The sequence below is a fragment of the Streptomyces sp. NPDC001401 genome, assembly GCF_042895385.1.
Lineage (GTDB): Bacteria > Actinomycetota > Actinomycetes > Streptomycetales > Streptomycetaceae > Streptomyces.
In genome coordinates this window covers 1082162-1106479 of sequence record NZ_JBIAWI010000001.1, presented here as the reverse complement: position 1 = coordinate 1106479, position 24318 = coordinate 1082162, and the positions used below count along the sequence as shown (strand labels likewise).

At 70.1% G+C, this 24318-nt stretch carries 16 protein-coding genes; 15 read left to right on the top strand and 1 reads right to left on the bottom strand.

Translation table 11 applies throughout. From position 1 onward, the window contains the following. Positions 1–49: 49 nt before the first annotated feature. The 5 genes from mrdA to ACFY10_RS05070 all read left to right on the top strand — a co-directional run bounded on the left by mrdA (position 50) and on the right by ACFY10_RS05070 (position 7988). Positions 50–2299 carry a penicillin-binding protein 2 gene (gene mrdA, locus ACFY10_RS05090; RefSeq protein WP_390663648.1) on the top strand — a complete coding sequence of 750 codons (2250 nt, stop codon included), beginning with the start codon at positions 50–52 and terminating at the stop codon, positions 2297–2299. Then, the gene (rodA, locus tag ACFY10_RS05085; protein ID WP_390663647.1) at positions 2296–3495 is read left to right on the top strand and encodes a rod shape-determining protein RodA; all 1200 of its coding nucleotides are present in this window, start codon (positions 2296–2298) and stop codon (positions 3493–3495) included. Before mrdA ends, rodA begins: the two co-directional genes overlap by 4 nt. A gap of 86 nt (positions 3496–3581) precedes the next feature. Then, positions 3582–5087, top strand: coding sequence for a CHAD domain-containing protein (locus ACFY10_RS05080; RefSeq protein WP_390663646.1), 1506 nt, complete (start codon positions 3582–3584; stop codon positions 5085–5087). A gap of 129 nt (positions 5088–5216) precedes the next feature. Continuing rightward, on the top strand, positions 5217–7196 hold the full coding sequence (locus tag ACFY10_RS05075; protein ID WP_390663645.1) for a TIGR03960 family B12-binding radical SAM protein: 1980 nt from the start codon (positions 5217–5219) through the stop codon (positions 7194–7196). A gap of 45 nt (positions 7197–7241) precedes the next feature. After that, positions 7242–7988 (top strand): glycosyltransferase family 2 protein, encoded by a 747-nt coding sequence (locus ACFY10_RS05070; protein ID WP_390663644.1) that lies wholly within the window; start codon positions 7242–7244, stop codon positions 7986–7988. Positions 7989–7993: 5 nt separating this feature from the next. On the opposite strand, the gene ACFY10_RS05065 is transcribed toward ACFY10_RS05070, so the two are convergent. Further along, the gene (locus tag ACFY10_RS05065) at positions 7994–8689 is read right to left on the bottom strand and encodes a DUF899 domain-containing protein (RefSeq protein ID WP_390663643.1); all 696 of its coding nucleotides are present in this window, start codon (positions 8687–8689) and stop codon (positions 7994–7996) included. A gap of 112 nt (positions 8690–8801) precedes the next feature. Between ACFY10_RS05065 and ACFY10_RS05060 the strand changes: the two genes are divergently transcribed. From ACFY10_RS05060 to ACFY10_RS05015, 10 genes are all read left to right on the top strand, one after another. Further along, positions 8802–9902, top strand: a complete 1101-nt coding sequence (locus tag ACFY10_RS05060) for a hypothetical protein (protein ID WP_390663642.1) — start codon at positions 8802–8804, stop codon at positions 9900–9902. 48 nt (positions 9903–9950) lie between these two features. Further along, the gene (locus tag ACFY10_RS05055; RefSeq protein WP_390663641.1) at positions 9951–10715 is read left to right on the top strand and encodes a TIGR03936 family radical SAM-associated protein; all 765 of its coding nucleotides are present in this window, start codon (positions 9951–9953) and stop codon (positions 10713–10715) included. 263 nt (positions 10716–10978) lie between these two features. Next, a complete protein-coding gene (locus tag ACFY10_RS05050) occupies positions 10979–14791 on the top strand; it encodes a ribonuclease E/G (protein ID WP_390663640.1) in 3813 nt (1270 codons plus the stop codon). Positions 14792–15031: 240 nt separating this feature from the next. Beyond that, positions 15032–15352 (top strand): 50S ribosomal protein L21, encoded by a 321-nt coding sequence (rplU, locus tag ACFY10_RS05045; RefSeq protein WP_099928855.1) that lies wholly within the window; start codon positions 15032–15034, stop codon positions 15350–15352. A gap of 14 nt (positions 15353–15366) precedes the next feature. Then, positions 15367–15621 (top strand): 50S ribosomal protein L27, encoded by a 255-nt coding sequence (gene rpmA / locus ACFY10_RS05040; protein WP_023550764.1) that lies wholly within the window; start codon positions 15367–15369, stop codon positions 15619–15621. Positions 15622–15765: 144 nt separating this feature from the next. Then, on the top strand, positions 15766–17208 hold the full coding sequence (obgE, locus tag ACFY10_RS05035) for a GTPase ObgE (RefSeq protein WP_390663639.1): 1443 nt from the start codon (positions 15766–15768) through the stop codon (positions 17206–17208). A gap of 271 nt (positions 17209–17479) precedes the next feature. After that, the gene (locus tag ACFY10_RS05030; protein ID WP_390663638.1) at positions 17480–18970 is read left to right on the top strand and encodes a VCBS repeat-containing protein; all 1491 of its coding nucleotides are present in this window, start codon (positions 17480–17482) and stop codon (positions 18968–18970) included. Between the two features lie 31 nt (positions 18971–19001). Beyond that, complete coding sequence (locus tag ACFY10_RS05025; protein WP_390663637.1) at positions 19002–20483, top strand: FG-GAP and VCBS repeat-containing protein; 1482 nt, start codon at positions 19002–19004, stop codon at positions 20481–20483. Positions 20484–20686: 203 nt separating this feature from the next. Further along, the gene (locus ACFY10_RS05020; RefSeq protein ID WP_390663636.1) at positions 20687–22237 is read left to right on the top strand and encodes an alkaline phosphatase D family protein; all 1551 of its coding nucleotides are present in this window, start codon (positions 20687–20689) and stop codon (positions 22235–22237) included. A 537-nt stretch (positions 22238–22774) separates the two neighbouring features. After that, positions 22775–24271, top strand: coding sequence for an SDR family NAD(P)-dependent oxidoreductase (locus tag ACFY10_RS05015; RefSeq protein ID WP_390663635.1), 1497 nt, complete (start codon positions 22775–22777; stop codon positions 24269–24271). The last annotated feature ends 47 nt before the right edge of the window (positions 24272–24318 follow it).

Genomic DNA, 24318 nt, shown 5'->3' with positions numbered 1-24318 from the left:
CTCCGTCGGATATGACACGTACACACACTGAGAGGGGGAGGCAGCCGCAGTGACCAATATTCCTGAGACCGGACGGACCCCAAGGGTCCAGATCCGCCTCGTCGTCATCCAGATCCTCGTCCTCTCCCTGCTCGGCACCCTCGGCGGCCGGCTGTGGTACCTGCAGATCCGCGAGGGCAGCGAGTACGCCAAGGAGGCGTCCGGCAACCACGTCCAGCAGGTCGTCGATCCCGCCGTACGCGGCTCGATCCTGGACGCGCGCGGCGTGCCGCTCGCCGACAACGAGACCCGGCTCGTGGTCTCCGCCTCCCGCACCGACCTGCTGAAGATGAAGGACGACGGCAAGGCGGTCCTCACCAAGCTGGCCGGGGTCCTGGGCATGAAGCCCAAGGAGGTCCAGCAGCGGGTCCGGCTGTGCGACGCCAAGACGCCCCAGCCGTGCTGGAACGGCTCGCCCTTCCAGCCGATCCCCATCACCGACGAGGCCACGCCCCGCCAGGCCATGCAGATCCGCGAGCGCTCCGAGGACTTCCCCGGCATCACCGCCGAGCCCGAGGCGCTGCGCCGCTACCCGGCCCCCGGCAAGTCCAACACCGCCCAGGTCCTCGGCTACCTCTCGCCCGTCACCGACGACGAGATCCAGAAGGCCAAGGACACCGACTCGCCCTATCTGCGCTCCGACCAGGTCGGCCGCTCCGGCCTGGAGCGCGAGTACGACAAGGAACTGCGCGGCAAGGCCGGCGTCACCCGCTATGAGGTCGACAACCTCGGCCGGGTCATCGGCAAGGCCAAGTCCGATCCCGCGGAGGCCGGTTCGAGCCTCGTCACCAGCATCGACTCCCGCGTCCAGCGGGTCGCCGAGTACGAGCTGCACAACGCGATGAAGATCGCCCGGACCCAGGTCGACCGGGTCACCGGCGAGAAGTACAAGGCCGACTCGGGTGCCGTCGTCGTGATGGAGGCCAAGACCGGCCGTATCGTCGCCATGGCGTCCGCGCCGACGTACGACCCGAACGTCTGGGTCGGCGGCATCTCCGCCAAGGACTACAAGCAGCTCACCGGCAAGGACTCCGACTACCCGCTGCTCAACCGGGCCATACAGGGTCAGTCAGCGCCCGGTTCGACCTTCAAGGTGGTCTCCACGGCCGCCGCGGTCCAGGCCGGCTACGCCTGGGACGGCGGCTACCCCTGCACCAGCTCGTACTCGGTGGGCGGCCAGGTCTTCAAGAACTTCGAGGGTGAGAGCTTCGGCCCCATCTCGCTGGGCCGCGCCCTCGAGGTCTCCTGCGACACCGTCTTCTACGGCCTTGCCGACCGGGAGTGGAAGAAGGACGGCGGCATCAACCCGAAGAAGGGCGAGCCGAAGGACTACTTCTACAAGACCGCCCACCAGTTCGGCCTCGGCAAGCAGACCGGTGTCGACCTCCCGAACGAGGTCACCGGCCGCGTCCCCGACCGCCAGTGGAAGCAGGACTACTGGAAGGCCAACAAGGACGCCTGGTGCAAGAGCGGCAAGAAGAACGGCACTTACGTCGAGAAGATCGAGTACGAGGGTTGCCTCGAGGGCTACAAGATGCGCGAGGGCGACTCGATCAACTACTCCATCGGCCAGGGTGACACCCTCCTCACCCCGATCCAGGAGGCCACGATCTACGGCGCCCTCGCCAACGGCGGCACCGAGCACGTCCCCACCATCGGCAAGGCGATCGTCAGCGCCGACGGCAAGACGGTCAAGGAGATCAAGCCCAAGGTCCTGCGCAAGCTCCCGATCAGCCAGGCCACGCACAAGGGCATCGACAAGGCGCTCGCCGGCGTCATCACCGCCGGTACCGCCGCCTGGAAGTTCAAGGGCTGGCCGCAGGACAAGATCACGCTGCACGCCAAGACCGGTACCGCGGAGGTCTACGGCAAGCAGACCACCTCGTGGCTCGCCACCTACTCCAAGGACTACACGGTCGTCATGACGATCGCCCAGGCCGGTACGGGTTCCGGCGCCTCCGGTGAGGCCGTCCGCAGCATCTACAGCGCCCTCTACGGCGTCCAGCCCGACGGCTCGATCGACAAGAAGAAGGCACTGCTGCCCACCCCGCAGAAGGGCCTGCCGAAGGTCAAGACGGACGGCACCATCACCTCGCCGAAGGTCGCCAAGGACCCGGCCAAGGAACTGCACGCCACCGACAACGCCAGCCCCTCCCCGGGCGGCACCCAGCCCGCCGCGACCACCGCCTCGCCCACGTCGACCAACCGGACCACCCGCAGGCGGCCGCGCAGGCGGGGAAGCCGGAGGATGCTCACATGACCGGTGCAGGCAGCTTCTCCGTCCCCGGATACGGGCCCCGGCGCGCGGGCTGGACGCGGATCTTCGCCCGCGACTCGATGGCCCGCCGCCTGGACTGGCCGATGCTGCTGGCGGCCCTCGCGCTGTCGGCGATCGGCTCGGTCCTCGTCTTCTCGGCGACCCGCAACCGCACCGAGATCAACCAGGGCGACCAGTACTACTTCCTCATCCGGCACATCATGAACACCGGCATCGGGTTCGCCCTGATGGTCGGCACGGTCTGGCTCGGCCACCGCACCCTGCGCACCGCCGTGCCGATCCTGTACGGCGCCTCGGTGTTCCTGATCCTGCTGGTGCTCACCCCGCTCGGCTCCACGGTCAACGGCGCGCACTCGTGGATCGTGCTCGGCGGCGGCTTCTCCCTCCAGCCCTCGGAGTTCGTGAAGATCACGATCATCCTGGGCATGGCGATGCTGCTGGCGGCCCGGGTCGACGCGGGCGACAAGAAGTACCCCGACCACCGCACCGTCCTGCAGGCCCTGGGCCTGGCCGCCGTACCGATCCTGATCGTCCTGCTCATGCCGGACCTCGGGTCGGTCATGGTCATGGTGATCATCATCCTCGGCGTGCTGCTGGCCTCCGGCGCCTCCAACCGCTGGGTTTTCGGCCTCATCACGACCGGCGCCATCGGTGCGATCGCCGTCTGGCAGCTGCACATCCTGGACGAGTACCAGATCAACCGCTTCGCGGCCTTCGCCAACCCCGCGCTCGACCCGGCGGGCGTCGGCTACAACACCAACCAGGCGCGCATCGCGATCGGTTCGGGCGGCCTGACCGGCGCGGGCCTCTTCCACGGCTCGCAGACCACCGGCCAGTTCGTGCCCGAGCAGCAGACGGACTTCGTCTTCACGGTCGCGGGCGAGGAGCTGGGCTTCGTCGGCGCGGGGCTGATCATCGTCCTCCTCGGCGTGGTCCTGTGGCGCGCCTGCCGCATCGCGCGCGACTCGACCGAGCTGTACGGCACGATCGTCGCCGCCGGGATCGTCGCCTGGCTCGCTTTCCAGACCTTCGAGAACGTCGGCATGACCCTCGGCATCATGCCGGTCACCGGTCTGCCGCTGCCGTTCGTGTCGTACGGCGGCTCCTCGATGTTCGCCGTGTGGATAGCGGTGGGGCTGCTGCAGTCCATCAGGGTGCAGAGGCCGATGTCGGCGTAGGCAACCGTGTGTTGTGGCTGAGTTTCCCCGGGGTTCACCTCCGGGGGCCTCTGCCGCTCGCCGACGAATCCGACTAGATTCGGGTCATGGCGGACACAAAGCGCGAGATCGAGCGGAAGTACGAGTCCGACGACAGCGGCCTGCCGGACCTGACCGGCGTCGCCGGCGTGGAGTCCGTGGTCGACAAGGGTGTCGCGCATCTGGACGCCACCTACTACGACACGCCCGACGAACGCCTCGCCGCGTCCGCGATCACCCTGCGTCGCCGCACCGGCGGCTCCGACGAGGGCTGGCACCTGAAGTTCCCGGTCGCCCCCGGTGTCCGCGACGAGATCCAGGCCCCCCTCTCCGACACCGTCCCGCGCAGCCTCGCCGGCCTGGTCCGCTCCCGGGTCCGCGAGGCCGAGCTGCTGCCCGTGGTCCGGCTGCGCTCCGACCGCGACGTCCGCGACCTCGTCGACGCCGGGGGCCGGCTGCTCGCCGAGGTCAGCGTGGACGCCGTACGCGCCGAACGGCTCACCGGCGACGGCGGCAGCGCCCAGTGGACCGAGCTGGAGGTGGAGCTCGCCGACGGCGGCGACCCGGCCTTCCTCGACAAGGTCGACAAACGGCTGCGCAAGGCGGGCGTACGGCCGTCCGCATCGGCATCGAAGCTGGCCCGCGCCCTGGCGGAGACGGCCCCGAAGAAGAAGCGCAAGAAGAAGCAGCAGGCACAGCAGCCGGTGACGGCCGGAGACCACGTCCTCGCCTACGTCCGCGAGCAGCGGGACGCGATCGTCGAACTCGACCCGGCCGTACGGCAGGACGTGTACGACTCCGTGCACCGCATGCGCGTCGCCACCCGCCGTATGCGCAGCGCCTTCCGCTCCTACGGCAAGGTCCTCGACCGGACCGTCACCGACCCCATCGGCGACGAACTGAAGTGGCTGGCCGGCGAACTCGGCGTGGACCGGGACGCGGAGGTGCTGACCGAGCGCCTGGCGGCAGCCCTGGACGAACTGCCCAGGACACTGCTCTCCGGCCCGATCCGCACCCGGCTGCGCACCTGGATGAACGCCCGCCGCGGCGGATCGCGCCGCCGCCTGACCGGCGTCCTGGACTCCAAGCGCTACCTGACGCTGCTCGACAGCCTGGACGCACTGGTCGACGACCCGCCACTGCTGGAGGCCGCCGCCGGAAAACCGGAGAAGGTGATCGCCAAGGCCGTACGGAAGGACTTCGGAAAGCTGTCGGCGCTGGTCGAGCAGGCCCTCGGCCTGGAACCCGGCCACGACCGCGACCTCGCCCTGCACGAGGCGCGCAAGAAGGCCAAGCGGACGCGCTACTCGGCGGAGGCGGCCGCACCGGCCCTCGGCAGCCCGGCAACCGCGCTGACCAAGTCGATGAAATCCCTCCAGAACCTGCTCGGCGACCATCAGGACAGCGTCATGACCCGCCAGACCCTGCGTGAGCTGTCCGCCGTGGCGCACGCGGCGGGGGAGAGCTCGTTCACGTACGGAGTGCTCTACGGCCGGGAGGAGGCGCGTGCGGCGGCCGACGAGGCGCAGCTGCCCGGTGCCTGGCAGGAGGTCAAGGACGGGATGCAGGTCTGAGCGGACTGAGCGGACTGAGCGGTCGCGGCGGACCGATCGGTCGGGACGGGTGCACAGCCGCGTTAGGCTAGATGGTCACCCCTGTCAGTTCAGGCCATCCCATCAGCCCATCCCACGAAGGTTCGCGAGATGTCTGCCGAAGTCGCTGCGGCCGCCGAGTCCGTGTTCCCGCAGCTCGAAGCTCTGCTCCCGCATGTGCAGAAGCCGATCCAGTACGTCGGCGGAGAGCTCAACTCCACGGTCAAGCCGTGGGAGTCCTGTGACGTCCGATGGGCGCTCATGTACCCCGACGCGTACGAGGTCGGGCTGCCCAACCAGGGCGTCATGATCCTCTACGAGGTCCTGAACGAGCAGGAGGGCGTCCTCGCCGAGCGCACCTACAGCGTGTGGCCGGACCTGGAGGCGCTGATGCGGGAGCACGCCGTCCCGCAGTTCACGGTGGACAGCCACCGGCCGGTACGCGCCTTCGACGTGTTCGGTCTGTCGTTCTCGACGGAGCTGGGCTACACGAACATGCTGACCGCCCTGGACCTGGCGGGCATCCCGCTGGAGTCGAAGGACCGGGGTCTGGACGACCCGATCGTCCTGGCCGGCGGCCACGCGGCCTTCAACCCCGAGCCGATCGCGGACTTCATCGACGCGGCGATCATCGGCGACGGCGAGCAGGCCGTGCTGGACATGACGAAGATCATCCGCGACTGGAAGGCGGAGGGCCGGCCGGGCGGCCGCGAGGAGGTCCTGTTCCGCCTCGCGAAGACGGGCTCGGTGTACATCCCGGCGTTCTACGACGTGGAGTACCTCCCCGACGGCCGTATCGCCCGTGTCGTACCGAACAAGTCGGGCGTCCCGTGGCGTGTCTCCAAGCACACCGTCATGGACCTGGACGAGTGGCCGTACCCCAAGCAGCCCCTCGTCCCGCTGGCCGAGACGGTCCACGAGCGCATGTCGGTGGAGATCTTCCGCGGCTGCACGCGCGGCTGCCGTTTCTGCCAGGCGGGCATGATCACGCGCCCGGTCCGTGAGCGCTCCATCACGGGCATCGGCGACATGGTGGAGAAGGGCCTGAAGGCGACGGGCTTCGAGGAGGTCGGCCTCCTCTCCCTGTCCTCCGCGGACCACAGCGAGATCGGGGACATCGCCAAGGGCCTGGCCGACCGGTACGAGGAGGACAAGATCGGCCTCTCCCTCCCCTCCACCCGCGTGGACGCCTTCAACGTCGACCTGGCGAACGAGCTGACGAGGAACGGCCGACGCTCCGGCCTGACCTTCGCCCCCGAGGGCGGCTCGGAGCGCATGCGCAAGGTCATCAACAAGATGGTCTCGGAAGAGGACCTGATCCGTACGGTCTCCACCGCCTACGGCAACGGCTGGCGCCAGGTGAAGCTGTACTTCATGTGCGGCCTGCCGACGGAGACCGACGACGACGTCCTCCAGATCGCCGACATGGCGATGAACGTGATCGCCGAGGGCCGCAAGGTCTCCGGCCAGAACGACATCCGCTGCACGGTGTCGATCGGGGGCTTCGTCCCCAAGCCCCACACCCCCTTCCAGTGGGCCCCGCAGCTCTCGGCACAGGAGACGGACGCCCGCCTCGAAAAGCTCCGCGACAAGATCCGCGGCGACAAGAAGTACGGCCGCTCGATCGGCTTCCGCTACCACGACGGCAAGCCCGGCATCGTCGAGGGCCTCCTGTCCCGCGGCGACCGCCGCATCGGCGCCGTCATCCGCGCCGTCTACGAGGACGGCGGCCGCTTCGACGGCTGGCGCGAGCACTTCTCCTACGACCGCTGGATGAGCTGCGCGGACCAGGTGCTGCCCGCCTTCGGCGTGGACGTCGACTGGTACACGACGCGCGAGAAGACGTACGAGGAGGTCCTCCCCTGGGACCACCTCGACTCCGGCCTCGACAAGGACTGGCTCTGGGAGGACTGGCAGGACGCCCTCGACGAGACCGAGGTCGAGGACTGCCGGTGGACGCCTTGCTTCGACTGCGGGGTGTGCCCGCAGATGGACACGCACATCCAAATCGGCCCGACGGGCAAGAAGTTGCTGCCGCTGACGGTCAAGAACGCAGGTCCGGCGCCGGCTGCGAGCGGACACGCGCACTGAGGTGAACGAGGAGACTTCGATCAGCGCGAACCCGGGGGAGACTTCGTGAACGTCGTCTCCGTCGTCACCCCAGTTCACAGCGGTGCCGTCCGTTTCCTTCCCGACACCTACGCCTCTCTGCTGCACCAGGACCTTCCCGGCGGATGGTCCTGGGAATGGTGTGTACAGGAAGACGGCAGTGACGTGCGCGCACAGTCGTATCTGCCGGCCGACGATCCACGGATCCGGATCTCGGCGTCCCGCGCCGGCGGTCCTCACGTGGCACGGACCATGGCGTTCGCGCGCTCGACCGGTGCCTACGTGAAGACACTGGACTCCGATGACCAGCTCACCCCCGGCACTCTCGCTCGTGACATCGCCGTGCTGGGGGAACATGCCTCGGTCGGCTGGACCACGTCGCGGGTCGTCGATCTCCTCGAGGACGGCAGCACCGTCTCCTTCGAACTGAGCGACCCGCAACCGGGCCGGCTCCCGAGGGGCAGCGCGTTCGGCTTCTGGACCAAGCACCGCCGTCCGCAGGTCCACCCCGCCACCCTGTGCGTGAGGCGTTCCCTGCTGGCGCTGCTGGGCGGCTGGATGGCGTTGCCTGCCTCGGGCGACACCGGACTCCTCCTCGGTCTGGACGCCCTGGCCGACGGATGGTTCATCGGCGACACCGGACTTGCCTACCGCAAGCACGACGGCCAGATCACCGCCCACCCCGACCATCGCAGCGGAGCGGAATGGGAGGCCCGGATGTCCCTGATCCGTGAGCATGCGGAGGCAATCCGGGCGTGGGCCCGTCCGGCGTGATCGGTTCAGCTGCCGCCGGAGCCCGGCCCGTAGAGCGCAGCGATGTCCTTGGACGTCGCCCATCGGCTGTAGGTGGGGGACTGGGGCCAGCCCTCGGGTGAGTCCTGCCATTCCTCCTGGCGTCCGTACGGCAGGAGATCGATCAGCGCGAAGCTGTGACCGAGCTGCTCGGTGCCCCGGCCGTTGGTGTGCCAGGTGCGATAGACGGTGTCGCCGTCGCGCAGGAAGACGTTGACCGCGAATCCTCCGTCGGGCGGTGCGCCGACGTCGGTCCCGAATGAGCTGTTGGCGGTCGAGTACCAGACCATGCGGTTGCCGACCCGCTGCTTGTAGGCGAGTGCCTCTTCGATCGGACCCTGGGTGACGATGACGAAGCGCGCATCGTAGTTGTCCAGGAACTCCAGGCGCGTGTACTGCGAGGTGAACCCCGTGCAGCCGGGGCACTGCCATTCCTGGCCGGCGAACCACATGTGGTTGTAGACGATCAGTTGCCTCTTGCCTTCGAAGACGTCCGCCAGCCGGACGGGGCCGTGCTCGCCCTCAAGGGTGTAGTCGGGCATCTCGACCATCGGCAGCCGGCGGCGTTCGGCGGCGATGGCGTCGAGCTCCCGCGTTGCGGCCTTCTCCCGGGCACGCAGTGTTTCGAGCTTGTGCTCCCAAGTGGCGGCGTCGACGACGGGTGGTAGGGCGTGGTTGGTCATGGTCCCCTCACAGAGCTCGCGGGCGGATTTCGCCTGTGCAGAGGCAGACCCCGCCGGGCTCGGAAACTCATCGGTCGGGATCCGGACGGGCGGCCCCGGCGTCTGTGTGGGTATGGATCTGCAGAAGCCGCCCGCCGGGCAACCCGAACAGCAGCCCGCGCGGCGGTCGCCCGAAGGGTGCCTCGTCGTCGCGATCCGCCTTCCCGTGCGGATCGTCGTGCTCGTGCTGGTCGTGCCGGTGCGGATGGTGTGGGACGCGCTCGTTGTTGCCGGGCGGTTTCTGAAGGACACCGTGTTCCGGCCGGTGGGACGGGCGTTGCTGTGGGTCGCGCGGGCCGTGTTCGTGTGGCCGTTCGTGGGGCTTTGGCGGTACGTCGTCGTGCCCTTGGGCACGGCGTTGGGGTGGCTCGGGAACGTGCTCGTCGTCGTGCCGCTGGCGTGGTTCTACCGGTATGTCCTGACTCCGCTGGGGCAGGCCCTCGTGTGGGTGTACGCGCGCGTGCTGACGCCGGTCGGACATGCCGTGATGTGGGTGCTCAGGGGGATCGGTGCGATGTTCGCCCTGCTCGCGGCCGGTGCGTACGCGGGTGTCGCGTGGCTGGTGAGGCATCTCGTCGTCGTCCCCGCCGTGTGGCTGTACGAGTGGGTGCTGGCACCGGTCGGGCGGGCGATCGCGTGGTGTGCGAAGGGGCTTGCGCGGGGTGTGGGACTGGTCGCCACCGGTGTCGGGATCGCGCTGTACTGGGTCGGGCGGGTGTTGCTCGTGCTGCCGGCGCTCGCCCTGTGGCGGTGGGTGCTGGTGCCCGTCGGGCGTTTCCTCGCCGTCGTCGGGCGCGAGGTGGGGCAGGCGATCGGGCATGCCTGGCGGGTGGCCGGGCGGATCTCGCTCGCCGTGGGGCGGGCTCTCGGGACCCTCTTCCGGTGGATCTTCGTGGAGCCCGTGCGGTGGGTCTACCGGACGCTCCTCACTCCCGTCGGGCATGTCCTACGGGATGCCGTGCTGCGGCCCGCGGCCGAGGCGGCGCGCAGTGTGGGGCGGGCCACCCGGCTGGCGCTCGCCTCCGCCCGGGAGACCGCGCGGCAGGCGCGGGCCGACTTCCGGCGGATGCTCTTCGGGGAGCCCGAGCGGACCGAGGCTGTGGACCGGCGGGAACCTCCGGCCCGCGAGACACGTACTCTTGGTAGCAGTACGACCGCTCTCACGAAGGACTGAACGACACTGGGCAAGCGACAGCCCGAAGGCCCGCCGCCCGCACCCGCGGTGCAGCGCATCCGACTGCGCTACACCAAGCGCGGCCGCCTCCGGTTCACCAGCCACCGTGACTTCCAGCGCGCCTTCGAGCGTGCGCTGCGCCGCGCCGAGGTGCCCATGGCGTACTCGGCGGGGTTCACGCCACATCCGAAGGTGTCGTACGCCAATGCCGCACCCACCGGCACGGGCAGTGAGGCGGAGTATCTGGAGATCGCCCTCACCGAGGCGCGGGATCCGGAGAAGTTGAGGATCCTGCTCGACGAGTCGCTGCCCGCCGGGCTCGATGTCGTCGACGCGGTCCAGGCCCGGACCTCCGGTCTCGCCGACCGGCTCACGGCTTCCGTGTGGGAGCTGCGGCTGGACGGCGTGGACCCGGCCGAGGCGGAGCGGGCCGTTTCGGCCTTCAACGCCGCCCAGGCCGTCGAGGTCCAGCGCATGACCAAGAACGGCGTCCGGACCTTCGACGCCCGCCCCGCGGTCGTCCAACTTGAAACGCATAGTGAACCGGCTGATAGGCCGACCGACCAGCCCTGTGCGATACTGCGGCTGGTTGTTCGGCACGTGACGCCTGCCGTACGACCCGACGACGTCCTGTCCGGTCTCCGCGCCGTGGCCGACCTGGCGCCGCCGGTCCCCGCAGCGGTGACCAGGCTGGCGCAGGGGCTGTTCGATGAAGAGACCGGCACGGTGACCGACCCGCTCGCGCCCGACCGCGAGGCAGCGACGGCCCTACCCACGGCCGATTCCGCTGCCGCCGCGAAGGCGTCGGCGTAAGGAAGGTCCCGCGAAAGGACGGACGTCGTAGCGCCGCCCTCGTACTCGGGAGCCACCTGGGTCGGGCAGCGCACCGACCAGAAGACTTTCGCCAGGCCGTACACATTCGGTGTACGGAACCGGCGAGACAGGACACAGAGAGCTCCCGTGCGGCGCCCGCGCCCCGGACGGCGGCACCGCGCATCGCGCGAGCCGCGGACGTCACCGGCGATCAACGCCGGACCAGGCGCGGCGCCCGGGAGCCTGACGGGAGAAATGCCCGCATGCTCGAGCCGACCGAACCCACTGAGGGTTCCGAACTGAACACCCCCAGCGACACCTTGCCGCCGCGTCGTCGGCGCCGTGCCGCTTCACGCCCGGCGGGTCCCCCCGCCGCGGCCGCCTCCGAAACCCCGGAGGAGATCGTCGCGCCGGCCATACCGGCCGACAGCTACAGCGACAGCGACAAGAAGGCCGACGAGGACGAGGCCGCCGAGGTGGCGGTCACGGCCGAGGCCGAAGAGGCCGAGGAGGCCGAAGAGGTCGCCGAGGCACCTTCGGCTGTCGAGGAGGCCGCGCCCGTCGGGCGTACGCGTCGTCGTGCGACCCGCCGTGTGTCCGCGCCTGCCGGGGCTCCCGCGGCCGCCGAGGTGGCCGAGACCGTGGTGCCCGCCGCCGCTCCCGCCGAGGAGCAGGAGAGCGCGGTCGTAGCCGAGGTTGCTGCCGAGGCAGCCGGTGAGTCCGGTGAATCCGACGAGGACGCCGCTCCGCGTCGCACCCGTCGTCGTGCCACGCGCCGTGTGTCGGCGCCCGGTGAGGCGCCCGTCACCGTCGAGGCGACCGCTGCCGAGGACGCCGAGGCACCCGCCGTGGCCGAGGCGCCCGCCGCCGAGGCTGTCGAGCCGGCCGAGGACGCCGCTCCGCGCCGGACCCGTCGTCGTGCCACGCGCCGCGTGGCCACGCCGGTCGAGGAGACCGCCGGTGCCGAAGAGGCGCCCGCTGTCGAGGCGCCCGTCACCGTCCCTGCTGCCGAGCAGGCCGAAGAGGATGCCGCCCCGCGGCGTACGCGTCGCCGGGCCACCCGAAAGGCCGCGACCGGGTTCGCCGAGCCCGCGCAGGCCGCCGCTGCCGCGGAGGACGCCGAGAGCGTCGAGGACGAGGGGCCGCGGCGGCCGGCGCGGCCTGCCGTCGCCGTGTTCCAGGCGCCCGTGTTCACCGAGCCGCAGTTCCAGACGCCGCAGCGGGCCGCCGCCGCAGCGGCCGCCGAGGCCGAGTCCCCCGAGCCGGAGGAGCTCCAGGAGGAGCAGGCCGGGGCGCGGCGCCGGCGCCGTCGCCGCGGTGCCGCGTTCGGCGAGGAGGCCGAGCCGCAGGCCGTGGAGACCACCGTGGACGACGAGGCGGAGGAGGCCGAGGAGTCGGCCGAGGACGCCGCCGAGGGCGACGAGTCCGAGGAGACCGGTTCGCGCCGTCGCCGTCGCCGGGGCGGCCGTCGCCGCCGCCGTGGCGAGTTGGCCGACTCCGCCGGTGAGGACGAGTCGGAGGAGTCCGACGAGCTCGCCGCCGCGCAGGCCACACAGGATGCCGAGGACACCGCCGAGCAGATCGAGGACGACGAGGAGGACGAGGCCGGCGAGAGCGGCGGCTCCAGCTCCAGCAGCCGTCGGCGTCGCCGCCGGCGCCGTCGCGCCGGTGACTCCTCCGTGGACACCGAGCCTGGTGACGGCGACCCCGAGCGCACCGTCGTCAAGGTCCGCGAGCCCCGTCCGAAGGCCGAGCCGTCCGACGAGGTGCAGTCCATCAAGGGCTCCACGCGTCTGGAGGCCAAGAAGCAGCGCCGCCGCGAAGGCCGTGAGCAGGGCCGGCGTCGCGTCCCGATCATCACCGAGGCCGAGTTCCTGGCCCGCCGCGAGGCCGTCGAGCGCGTGATGGTCGTGCGCCAGCACGGCGAGCGCACGCAGATCGGCGTGCTCGAGGACGGCGTGCTCGTCGAGCACTACGTCAACAAGGAGCAGGCGACCTCGTACGTCGGCAACGTGTACCTGGGCAAGGTCCAGAACGTGCTGCCGTCGATGGAGGCCGCCTTCATCGACATCGGCAAGGGGCGCAATGCTGTGCTCTACGCCGGTGAGGTCAACTTCGAGGCGCTGGGCATGGCCAATGGGCCGCGCCGTATCGAGTCCGCTCTGAAGTCCGGCCAGTCCGTCCTCGTCCAGGTCACCAAGGACCCGATCGGGCACAAGGGTGCGCGTCTGACCAGCCAGGTCTCCCTCCCGGGGCGCTACCTCGTGTACGTCCCCGAGGGCTCGATGACCGGCATCAGCCGCAAGCTGCCCGACACCGAGCGGGCCCGGCTGAAGACCATCCTCAAGAAGATCGTCCCCGAGGACGCGGGCGTCATCGTGCGCACCGCCGCCGAGGGCGCGAGCGAGGACGAGCTGCGCCGCGACGTCGAGCGACTGCAGGCGCAGTGGGAGGACATCCAGAAGAAGTCGAAGAACGGCAACGCCCCGACGCTGCTGTACGGCGAGCCGGACATGACCGTCCGCGTCGTCCGCGACATCTTCAACGAGGACTTCACCAAGGTCGTCGTCAGCGGTGACGAGGCGTGGGAGACCATCCACGGCTACGTCTCGCACGTGGCGCCCGACCTGGCCGACCGGCTGTCGAAGTGGACCTCCGAGGTCGACGTCTTCGCCACGTACCGGATCGACGAGCAGCTGTCCAAGGCGCTGGACCGCAAGGTCTGGCTGCCCAGTGGTGGTTCGCTGGTGATCGACCGGACCGAGGCGATGGTCGTTGTCGACGTCAACACCGGCAAGTTCACCGGTCAGGGCGGCAACCTCGAGGAGACCGTCACCAGGAACAACCTGGAGGCGGCCGAGGAGATCGTGCGTCAGCTGCGGCTGCGCGACCTCGGCGGCATCATCGTCATCGACTTCATCGACATGGTGCTGGAGTCCAACCGGGACCTGGTGCTGCGGCGCCTGCTGGAGTGCCTCGGCCGGGACCGTACGAAGCACCAGGTCGCGGAGGTCACCTCGCTGGGCCTGGTCCAGATGACCCGCAAGCGGGTCGGTCAGGGTCTGCTGGAGTCCTTCTCCGAGACCTGCGTCCACTGCAACGGCCGCGGTGTCATCGTGCACATGGAGCAGCCGACCTCCGCCGGTGGCGGCGGAAAGCGCAAGAAGCGCGGGCGCGGCGGCGACGGGCACGTGCACGAGGCGGCCGCCGCCGTCGAGTCGGCCGAGACCGTCGAGGAAGAGGCGGAGACCGAGGCCGAGGTCGTCGCCGAGGTGGCCGCGCCGGTCGCACTGGCCGAGCCCGCCTTCGCGCCGGACGAGGAGCTGTACAGCAGCGTCGCCGAGGCGGAGGCCGCGGTAGGCCGTGGCCGTTCGCGGCGCCGGTCCGGCCGGCGGGCATCCGCTCCGGCGGGTGCGCCGAGGCGTGAGGAGACGAGGGCCGAGGCGCCCACGGCTCAGGGCGTGACGGCCGAGGCCGAGGCGGAGCTTCCGGTGCAGCCGGAGCCGGCCGCCGAGGCGCCGGCCGAGCCTGCCGGCGTCGAAGACGCCGTCGTCCAGGCCGCCGCCGAGGCTCCGGCCGTCGAGGAGGCCGCGCCCAAGGGGCGTGCGCGCCGTCGTGCGACCCGCAAGGTGTCCGCGCCGGCCGGGTCGCCCGCGGGGGCCGAGGCCGCCGTGGTGACGGTCGCCGAGACGGCACCGGTCGCGGAGGCCGAGCCGGTCGCGGAGGCGGCGGAGCCCGAGGCCCCGGCCGAGAGCGCCGCTCCGGCCCGTCCGCGCCGCCGTGCCGTGCGCAAGGAGACCGCGCCCACCGCGTCCGAGGAGACGGCCGTCGTGGTCGTCCCGTCGGCGGCGGAGGCTGCCGAGGAAGGCGCCGAGGAGGCCGCTCCGGCCAAGAAGACGGCCCGTAAGACGGCCAAGAAGGCCACCGCGAAGAAGGCCGCCACCAAGAAGACGGCGGCCAAGAAGACGGCGGCGAAGAAGGTCACGGCCAAGAAGGCGGCGAAGACCGTCAAGACGGCCGCGGCCAAGTCGACGGCGAAGAAGACCACGGTCTCGGCCGCCGCCGACGAGAGCTGAGCAGTACGAGGCAGGGGTGCGGCCGGTCGATGTGATCGGCCGCATACCCGCGGGGCCTGGCCCGGTTTGACCCCCTCGGCCACGGCCCGTAACCTTGACCGTCGGCGTGTCCTTGGATATGGGCGCGCCACATCCCCGTAAACCTCATTCCTCCAGGGCACTGGGTGCTCCGGAGAGGCTGCCCGTGCCGGGTGGCTGGACTGCGGGGGTGCCGTTCCCGAGCGAGAGAGTGAGATCCGCGTGTACGCCATCGTGCGCAGCGGTGGTCGCCAGCACAAGGTTGCTGTCGGCGACATCGTTGAGGTTGACAAGATTTCCACTGCCAAGGTTGGCGACACGGTCGAGCTCTCGACCCTGCTCGTTGTCGACGGCGACGCTGTGACCAGCGACCCGTGGGTGCTGGCCGGCATCAAGGTCCAGGCCGAGGTCGTGGACCACCACAAGGGCGTCAAGATCGACATCCTTCGCTACAAGAACAAGACCGGCTACCGCCGTCGCCAGGGCCACCGCCAGCAGTACACGGCGATCAAGGTCACTGAGATCCCCACGGCTGCGAAGTAAGGGACTGAGGAGAAATGGCACACAAGAAGGGCGCATCGTCCACCCGGAACGGTCGCGACTCCAATGCCCAGCGGCTCGGCGTGAAGCGCTTCGGCGGTCAGGTCGTCAACGCGGGTGAGATCCTGGTCCGCCAGCGCGGCACCCACTTCCACCCCGGTGCGGGCGTCGGCCGTGGCGGCGACGACACGCTGTTCGCGCTGCAGGCCGGTGCGGTGGAGTTCGGTACCCACCGTGGCCGCAAGGTCGTGAACATCGTTCCGGTCGCCTGAGTCTTCTGATTCACGGCTAGACCGAGCGATTCGTTCGGATCCTTCGCGAGGCGGACCTCACTTCCCTTGTGGGAAGGCGGGTCCGCCTTTCGCGTGTTACGCAGTAGACATAACCGTACGTTTGAAGTGCTGGAGGCACCCCAGATGACCACCTTCGTGGACCGCGTCGAGCTGCATGTCGCCGCGGGTAACGGAGGTCACGGCTGTGCCTCCGTTCACCGTGAGAAGTTCAAGCCGCTCGGCGGACCCGACGGCGGCAACGGCGGGCGCGGCGGCGATGTGATCCTCACCGTCGACCAGTCGATCACCACGCTCCTCGACTACCACCACTCCCCGCACCGCAAGGCCACCAACGGCAAGCCCGGCGAGGGCGGCAACCGGTCGGGGAAGGACGGGCAGGACCTGGTCCTTCCCGTGCCGGACGGCACCGTCGTCCTCGACAGGGCGGGCAATGTGCTCGCCGACCTGGTCGGGCACGGCACGTCGTACGTCGCCGCGCAGGGCGGCCGCGGCGGGCTCGGCAACGCGGCGCTCGCGTCGGCGCGGCGCAAGGCGCCCGGGTTCGCACTGCTCGGTGTCCCCGGCGATCTGCAGGACATCGTCCTGGAGCTGAAGACGGTCGCGGATGTGGCGCTGGTGGGGTACCCGAGCGCCGGCAAGTCCTCGCTGATCTCGGTGCTGAGTGCCGCGAAGCCGAAGATCGCGGACTATCCGTTCACGACGCTGGTGCCGAACCTGGGTGTGGTGACCGCGGGTTCGACCGTGTACACCATCGCGGATGTGCCGGGGCTGATCCCGGGCGCCAGCCAGGGCAAGGGGCTGGGGCTCGAGTTCCTGCGGCACGTGGAGCGGTGCAGTGTGCTCGTGCATGTCCTGGACACGGCCACGCTGGAGTCCGAGCGGGATCCCGTCTCCGACCTCGATGTCATCGAGGAGGAGCTGAAGCAGTACGGCGGGCTCGACCGGCGGCCGCGGATCGTCGTACTGAACAAGACCGACGTACCGGACGGCAAGGACCTCGCCGAGATGGTGCGGCCGGATCTGGAGGAGCGGGGGTACCGGGTCTTCGAGGTGTCGGCTGTCGCTCATCTCGGGCTGAAGGAACTGTCGTTCGCGCTGGCCGACCTGGTGGCGAAGGCGCGGGCCGCGAAGCCGAAGGAGGAGGCGACGCGGATCGTCATCCGGCCCAAGGCCGTCGACGACGCGGGCTTCACGGTGACGCGCGAGGACGACGGGCTGTTCCGGGTGCGGGGCGAGAAGCCCGAGCGCTGGGTGCGGCAGACCGACTTCAACAACGACGAGGCCGTGGGGTATCTCGCGGACCGGCTCAACCGCCTTGGTGTGGAAGAGGAGTTGATGAAGGCGGGGGCCCGGTCGGGCGACGGTGTCGCCATCGGACCCGAGGAGAACGCTGTCGTCTTCGACTGGGAGCCGTCCGTGATGGCCGGGGCGGAGATGCTGGGGCGTCGTGGTGAGGACCACCGGTTCGAGGAGCCGAGGCCTGCGGTGCAGCGGCGGCGGGACCGGGAGGCGGAGCGGGACGAGGCCCTCCGGGAGTACGGGGGCTTCGAACCGTTCGGCGAGTAGGCGGGCGGCGGTGTCGGTGCCGTTGACTGGGGGCTGCCGCCCCCAGACCCCCGCTTCGGCCTGAACGGCCTCGTCCTCAAACGCCGGACGGGCTGGGATGCCGTGACCGGCGCTGAGAAGTGCCGGACGGCGCCCAGAGTATTAACGCCCGGAAAACTTGTGGCGTATCCCAGGGCAACCCCTTCGCTTTTCGGTGAGTCGTACAGGGCAGTGCGGATGAGGATCTTGGATCCTCCCGCCGTCAACTGCCCTTCAGATTCCCGGAGTCGACGTGTCCGAGTCCGTTGTTGTGCCCAGATCGCGGCGTGTCCTGGTGGTCGCGATCGCGCTGCTTGCCGGGACGGCCGTCGTGTCGCCGGTTGCCCATGCGCAGTCCTCGGCCGTGAAGAGTGTGCGGCAGGACTTCAACGGTGACGGGTACGAGGACCTCGCCACCGGAGCGCCGGACGCCGCGGTCGGTGGCAAGAAGGGTGCCGGTTACGTCGCCGTTGTGTACGGGTCGGCGCACGGGCTGAACCTCGCGAGCAAGCAGGTCTTCACCCAGGCGACGCCGGGCGTCCCCGGCACCCCGGAGGCAGGCGACCACTTCGGTGCCCATCTCACCGCCGGTGACCTGGACGGCGACGGCTACACCGACCTCGTGGTGCCGGCGGCCGGGGAGGAATGGACCCAGGGCGGGGCGGCCCGGCACGGCAGTGTGACCGTGTTGTGGGGCGGGAAGAGCGGGCCTGTTGGCGGGACGATTCTGCCCGGCGCCCTCACCGACAGTTCCGCGCGTGTCGTCGCCGGTGACTTCGACGGGGACGGGCACGCCGACCTGGCGGGGCCCTCGTCGCTGGAGTCGGGGCCATTCAGCCGTGGTGGAGTGCCCGCCCGTAGTCGGGACATCTCTTTCACCGACGCCGATGTGAAGGTGCTGGACGTGGCGAGCGGGGACGTCGACGGTGACGGCATCAGTGATGTGGTCGTGTTGACCGCGCCGTTCGACTACGACGACCCGGGCGACCAGAACGTCGGGCACAGTCTGTTCTACCTGCACGGCAGCCGGGACGGTCTTGCCCCGCTCACCCACCTCAAGGACGGCGAGGGCCGGGACATCGAGGGCGGCCAGAGCATTGCGCTCGGCGACGTCAACGGCGACGGGCGGGACGATCTCGTCTTCGGCCGGCCTCGTGTCGCGCACTCCGACTCCGTCGAGGACGATCCTGTCGACCCGAGTGAGTACGGCGAGCGGATCGGGGTTGTCCTCGGTTCGGCGCGGGGGCCGCAGGTCGCCGACCCCCGCACCATCGACCAGGACACGCCCGGTGTGCCGGGTGAAGCGGAGTCCGGCGACCTCTTCGGCACGGACGTCGCCGTCGGTGACGCGAACGGCGACGGCTACGCCGACATCGCGGCCGGTATCCCCGGCGAGGACTTCTCCGGTGTGACGGATGCCGGCACGGTCGCCGTCATTCCCGGCAGCGCGTCGGGGCCGACCGGCGCCGGTACGAAGGTGTTCAGCCAGAACACGGCCGGTGTTCCCGGCACCGCCGAGCGCGCCGACCGCTTCGGCGAGGCGGTCACTCTCCTCGACGGGGATCAGGACGGTCGCGCGGATCTCGTCGTAGGCGCCCCTGGCGAGAACGCCGACGCCGGCTCGGTCTGGGGCTTCCGGTCCAACGCCTCCGGCGTCACCACCACGGGCTCCGTCTCCTTCGGCGCCAAGGCCCTCGGCACCGACCCCGAACTCGCCCGGCTCGGCGCCGAGTTCACCCGCTGAGCTGCGTCCCCCCACCCACGACAGGAGCACCATGACCAAGCGCAGGTTCGGCCGAGGTGTCGCGCTCGCGGCGGCGATCGCCGTCACGGGAGCCGTCACCGCCCCGGTGGCCGCGTACGCCGCGGGCGAGCAGTCGGTCGAGGCGAAGCTGCACGGCGACTTCAACGGCGACGGCTACCAGGACGTCGCGGTCGCCGCCCCGGCCGCCAAGGTCGACGGGCATGCCCGTGCCGGATACGTGGCGGTCGTGTACGGCTCCGCCAAGGGCCTCGACCTCGCCCACCGGCAGATCATCAGCCAGAACACCCCCGGCATACCCGGCGCCGCCGAGGCCGACGACTACTACGGCGGCAGCGTCGCCGAGGGTGACCTGGACGGCGACGGCCATGCGGATCTCGTGATCGGCTCGGCGGGCGAGGACGTCGGGGACGTCACCAACGCCGGCACCCTGGCCGTCGTATGGGGCGGTCCGCAGGGCCTGTCCGGCGGTACCGCCGTGGCCGCCGGCACCGCCGACAGCCGCCTCGACATCAGCACCGCGCTCGGCGACTTCGACGGGGACGGCCACCTCGACATCGCCACCGGGAACCGCGTCCTGAACGGGCCCTCCAACCGGACGACGGGCGCGGCGAGCAGCGCCGGCCTGCGGCTCGACACCGAGGCCTGTGCCACGACCGCCGTCGCCGCGGGCGACATCGACCACGACGGCGTCACCGACCTGGTGGCCCTGGTCAAGGACGACACCGACGCCGACTACTCCAACCCGGACCTGTACCACCGCCGCGTCCAGTACCTGCGCGGCACCGCACAGGGCCTCGCCGCCCCCGTCACCCTGAAGAACGCCGACGGCACGATCCTGCGCGGCGGCGAGAGCCTCGGCATCGGCGATGTGAACAAGGACGGTCACGGCGATCTCGTCATCGGGCGGACCATCGACGGCGACGGTCCGGGCACGCTCGACGACCCGCTCCTGCTGGGCGGCCAGATCGGCGTCGTGTACGGCTCGGCCGCCGGACCCGACACCTCTCGTACGACGGTCATCACGCAGGACACCGCGGGGGTGCCGGGCGCCACCGAGGGCGGCGACAGCTTCGGCTCGGGCATCTCGGTCGCCGACGTGAACGGCGACGGCTACACCGATGTGGCCGCGGGCTCCTTCACCGAGAGCATCGGCAGTGTGGCGGCGGCGGGTCAGGTGACCGTCCTGAAGGGCGGCGCGTCCGGGCTCACCGGGACCGGTGCCGTGGCCTTCAACCAGAACACCGCGGGGGTGCCGGGCACCGCCGAGCAGAACGACTTCTTCGGGCGCAGCACCGCGCTGGTCGACACCGACCAGGACGGCCGGCCCGAGCTGTACGTGGGCGCACCGGGCGAGAACGCCTTCGGCGGCGCCGTCTGGGCCTTCCACAACCCCGGCACCGGCCCCGTCGCCGCGGACTCCGTCAGCTTCGGCGCGGGCACGCTGGGCACGGTCGCGGCAAACGCCGAACTCGGCTCGAACTTCGCTTCCTGAACGGCCCCCTGCCCGGTGTCAATTGACGGCATGTAAGGCCCGTTGCGGCAAAATCACGTTCGTCGTGTTGTTCCCGTGTCGCAACGGGTCTTCTGTTGTCTGCCCATTTGTCATGCACGCGAAGGCCTCCGTTCAGCGGGTGGACCGCCCGGCTGCGTGAGCTTTCACGTGTCCAAGAGGCTTGCGAGACAGGGGAGTTCGCGATGACCGGAGCAATCTCGCCCGACCGACGCCGCTTTCTGACCGCCGGTGCCGCCGTCCTCGGTGCCGCCGCGTCCGCCCAGCTCTGGCTGCCGGGCACGGCCCGCGCGGCCGAAGCCACCCTGCCCGACGGCGTGTTCAGCCTCGGAATCGCCTCCGGTGAACCGCTGCCCGACGGCATCGTGCTGTGGACCCGGCTCGCCCCCGACCCGCTGAACGGCGGCGGCATGCCCGACAGCGTGGTCCCGGTGGAGTGGGAGCTCGCGGAGGACGAGCAGTTCAGAAAGCCCGTGCGCCGCGGCGTGGCCCAGGCCCGGCCCGAGTACGGGCACAGCGTTCACGTGGACGTACGGGGCCTGCGCCCGGACCGCTCGTACTGGTACCGCTTCCGCACGAGCGGTCAGATCTCGCCCACCGGCCGCACCCGCACCGCCCCGCACCCGCACAGCAGGGGCGGCTCGCTGCGCGTCGCTCTCGCCTCCTGCCAGAACTGGCAGCACGGCTACTTCACGCCGTACGCCGACATGCTCGACCAGGACCCCGACTTCGTCCTCTTCGTGGGCGACTACATCTACGAATCGACACCGTCGTCGGCGGGGCCGCGCCGGCACGAGGGTACGGGGGAGCCCTACACCCTGGAGCAGTACCGCAACCGGTACGCCCAGTACCGCACCGACCCCGATCTCGCGGCGATGCACGCGAACACGCCCTGGGTGGTCACCTTCGACGACCACGAGGTCGACAACGACTGGGCCGGGGAGATCCCGCAGGACCCCGACAAGCAGCCGCACGACGCGTTCGTGGCCCGGCTGACGGCGGCCTTCCAGGCGTACTACGAGCACATGCCGGTCCGTGCCTCCGCGATCCCGGACGGCCCGCACATCCAGATGTACCGACGGCTGGAGTTCGGCCGCCTCGTCCGCCTGAACGTCCTGGACACCCGGCAGTTCCGCAGCGACCAGGTGACCAGCCAGGAGGCCGCCGAGAACCCCTCGCTCACGATGCTCGGCGCCGAGCAGAAGGAGTGGCTGCTCGACGGGCTGCACGACTCGCCGGCCCGCTGGAACCTGATCGCCTCGCAGATAATGATGGCCGAGACCGACCTGCAGATCGGTGACGGCAAGCTCTGGTACTACGACGCCTGGGACGGCTACCAGGTCGAACGCAACGCCCTGCTCGAGGAGTTCGCCGACATCCGCAACCCGGTCGTGCTCAGCGGCGACCGCCACCTCACGATGATCAGCGACCTCAGGACGGACTACGACGACCCGGACTCCGACGTCGTCGGCGCCGAGTTCGTCGGCACGTCCATCTCCAGCAACGGCGACCAGGACCAGGCCGCCTTCCATGCCCAGTGGGACCCGCTGATGCCCGACAACCCGCACTGGAAGCTGATCGACGCCCACCGCGGCTACCACCTCTTCGACATCGACCGGCACGGCATCGACGCGCAGGTGAGAGTGGTGGACACGGTCCGGCAGCCGACGGCGACGCCGAGCACGCTGGCGCGGCTGCGGGTGGAGAACGGCCGCCCGGGGGTCGAACTCGTGTGACGGGGGACCGCGTGCACATCCCTCGCCGAGACCGAAATGCTGCGGAATCTTAATAAGGAATTCCGCAGCATTGGACTGCCGGACGAGCTGTATTCCAGGCTCGTCCGTAACGGCGCGGTCATGCATATGAAGAACCCGTGCAGTCCGACGCCGCAGGACGTGAAGATCTCGACGCATCGCCCGTATGGGGGTACGCGCCCGCGCGGCCGTGCATCGCTCGCGAGGGTGGCCGCCCAGGCCCTCCCACGACACTGGCCGAGGCGCGCACGGTTCATCAGACGTCTTGGTGGAACTCGTGGAGGTGCTCGGCCGCCGCTGCCCGAAGAAGCTGCGGCGGCACGGACACTGCACTGACTGGCTGTGCAGTTACTCACAGCAATTCCAGGGGAGCTCGCGGAGGGGGTCCCACCGTCACCAGCAGTGCAAGGTGAATGACAGGTAGCGCGCACATATGCAGCGAACGGCGCTCACCTTGCACAGCGGTAACCGCAAGTGGGACCATTTCCGCGTTCCCTGTCGCCCCAAGGTAGGTCCTCTGTGTCCCAGCACATAGCCAAGCCCCGTACCACCGCAGTCGTCCTGGCCGGTGGTACCGGCCAGCGTGTGGGTCTTTCGATCCCCAAGCAGCTGCTGAAGATCGCCGGCAAGGCAGTCATCGAGCACACCCTGACCACCTTCGAGAAGGCCGACTCGATCGACGACGTCATCGTGCTGATGGCGCCGGGCTACGTGCCCGACATCGAGAAGATCGTCGCCAAGGCCGGGTTCAAGAAGGTCAAGAAGATCATCGAGGGCGGCTCGACCCGGAACGAGACCACCGAGCGCGCCATCGAGGCCCTCGGCGAGGGCCTGGCCGAGGGCGAGGACCTCAACGTCCTCTTCCACGACGCCGTACGCCCCCTGCTGGCGCAGCGCGTCATCGACGACTGCGTGGTCGCCCTCGAGCGCTACCAGGCCGTCGACGTCGCCATCCCGTCGGCGGACACCATCATCGTCACGCGCACGCACGGCGAGGACGGCGAGTTCATCACCGAGATCCCGGACCGCTCCCGGCTGCGCCGCGGCCAGACGCCGCAGGCCTTCAAGCTGTCCACGATTCGGCGCGCCTACGAGGTCGCGGCCGGCGACCCGAACTTCCAGGCCACGGACGACTGCTCCGTCGTACTGAAGTACCTGCCGGACGTGCCGATCCACGTGGTCGCGGGCGACGAGTACAACATGAAGGTCACCCAGCCCGTCGACGTCTTCATCGCCGACAAGCTGTTCCAGCTGGCCTCCACGGCGGCTCCGGAGCAGGTCAGCGAGGAGGCCTATCGCGAGCTGCTCACCGGCAAGACCGTCGTGATCTTCGGTGGCTCGTACGGCATCGGCAAGGACATCGCCGAGCTCGCCGAGTCCTACGGCTCCAAGGTGTACGCGCTCGGCCGTTCCACCACCGGCACGCACGTGGAGAACCCGGAGGAGGTCGACGACGCGCTGTCCAAGGCGTACGCGGAGACCGGCCGGATCGACTACGTCGTCAACACCGCGGGCGTGCTGCGCATCGGCAAGCTGGCCGAGACCGACAACGCGACCATCGAGGAAGCGCTGAAGGTCAACTACCTGGCGCCGGTGCAGATCGCTCGTTCCGCGTACAAGTACCTGGCGGAGACCAAGGGCCAGCTGCTGCTGTACACCTCCAGCAGCTACACCCGCGGCCGCGCCGAGTACAGCCTCTACTCCTCGACCAAGGCCGCCATGGTGAACCTCACCCAGGCCCTGTCCGACGAGTGGGCCGGCGACGGCATCCGCGTCAACTGCGTCAACCCGGAGCGCACCGCGACGCCGATGCGCACCAAGGCCTTCGGCCAGGAGCCCGAGGGGTCGCTGCTCTCCTCCGAGGCCGTGGCCCGCACCTCGCTGGACGTGCTGCTGTCCGAGCTGACCGGCCATGTCATCGACGTCCGCCAGCAGGACCCGACGGCGGGCGCGGCGAAGGCCTCCGGCTTCGAGCAGGCGCTGGCCTCGGTGCTGGACCGACAGGACGGCGTGTAATAATCGACGGGAATTAGTCTTCCGTTATTCAGGCCTCTGCTTTCCGG

Excerpts from the sequence above, each read along its gene's own strand:
- ACFY10_RS05050 (WP_390663640.1), top strand. The coding sequence starts at position 10,979 with ATGCTCGAGCCGACCGAACCCACTGAGGGTTCCGAACTGAACACCCCC.
- ACFY10_RS05020 (WP_390663636.1), top strand. The coding sequence starts at position 20,687 with ATGACCGGAGCAATCTCGCCCGACCGACGCCGCTTTCTGACCGCCGGT.
- ACFY10_RS05060 (WP_390663642.1), top strand. The coding sequence starts at position 8,802 with ATGGATCTGCAGAAGCCGCCCGCCGGGCAACCCGAACAGCAGCCCGCG.
- rodA (WP_390663647.1), top strand. The coding sequence starts at position 2,296 with ATGACCGGTGCAGGCAGCTTCTCCGTCCCCGGATACGGGCCCCGGCGC.
- ACFY10_RS05065 (WP_390663643.1), bottom strand. The coding sequence starts at position 8,689 with ATGACCAACCACGCCCTACCACCCGTCGTCGACGCCGCCACTTGGGAG.
- ACFY10_RS05075 (WP_390663645.1), top strand. The coding sequence starts at position 5,217 with ATGTCTGCCGAAGTCGCTGCGGCCGCCGAGTCCGTGTTCCCGCAGCTC.
- ACFY10_RS05025 (WP_390663637.1), top strand. The coding sequence starts at position 19,002 with ATGACCAAGCGCAGGTTCGGCCGAGGTGTCGCGCTCGCGGCGGCGATC.
- ACFY10_RS05080 (WP_390663646.1), top strand. The coding sequence starts at position 3,582 with ATGGCGGACACAAAGCGCGAGATCGAGCGGAAGTACGAGTCCGACGAC.
- obgE (WP_390663639.1), top strand. The coding sequence starts at position 15,766 with ATGACCACCTTCGTGGACCGCGTCGAGCTGCATGTCGCCGCGGGTAAC.
- rpmA (WP_023550764.1), top strand. The coding sequence starts at position 15,367 with ATGGCACACAAGAAGGGCGCATCGTCCACCCGGAACGGTCGCGACTCC.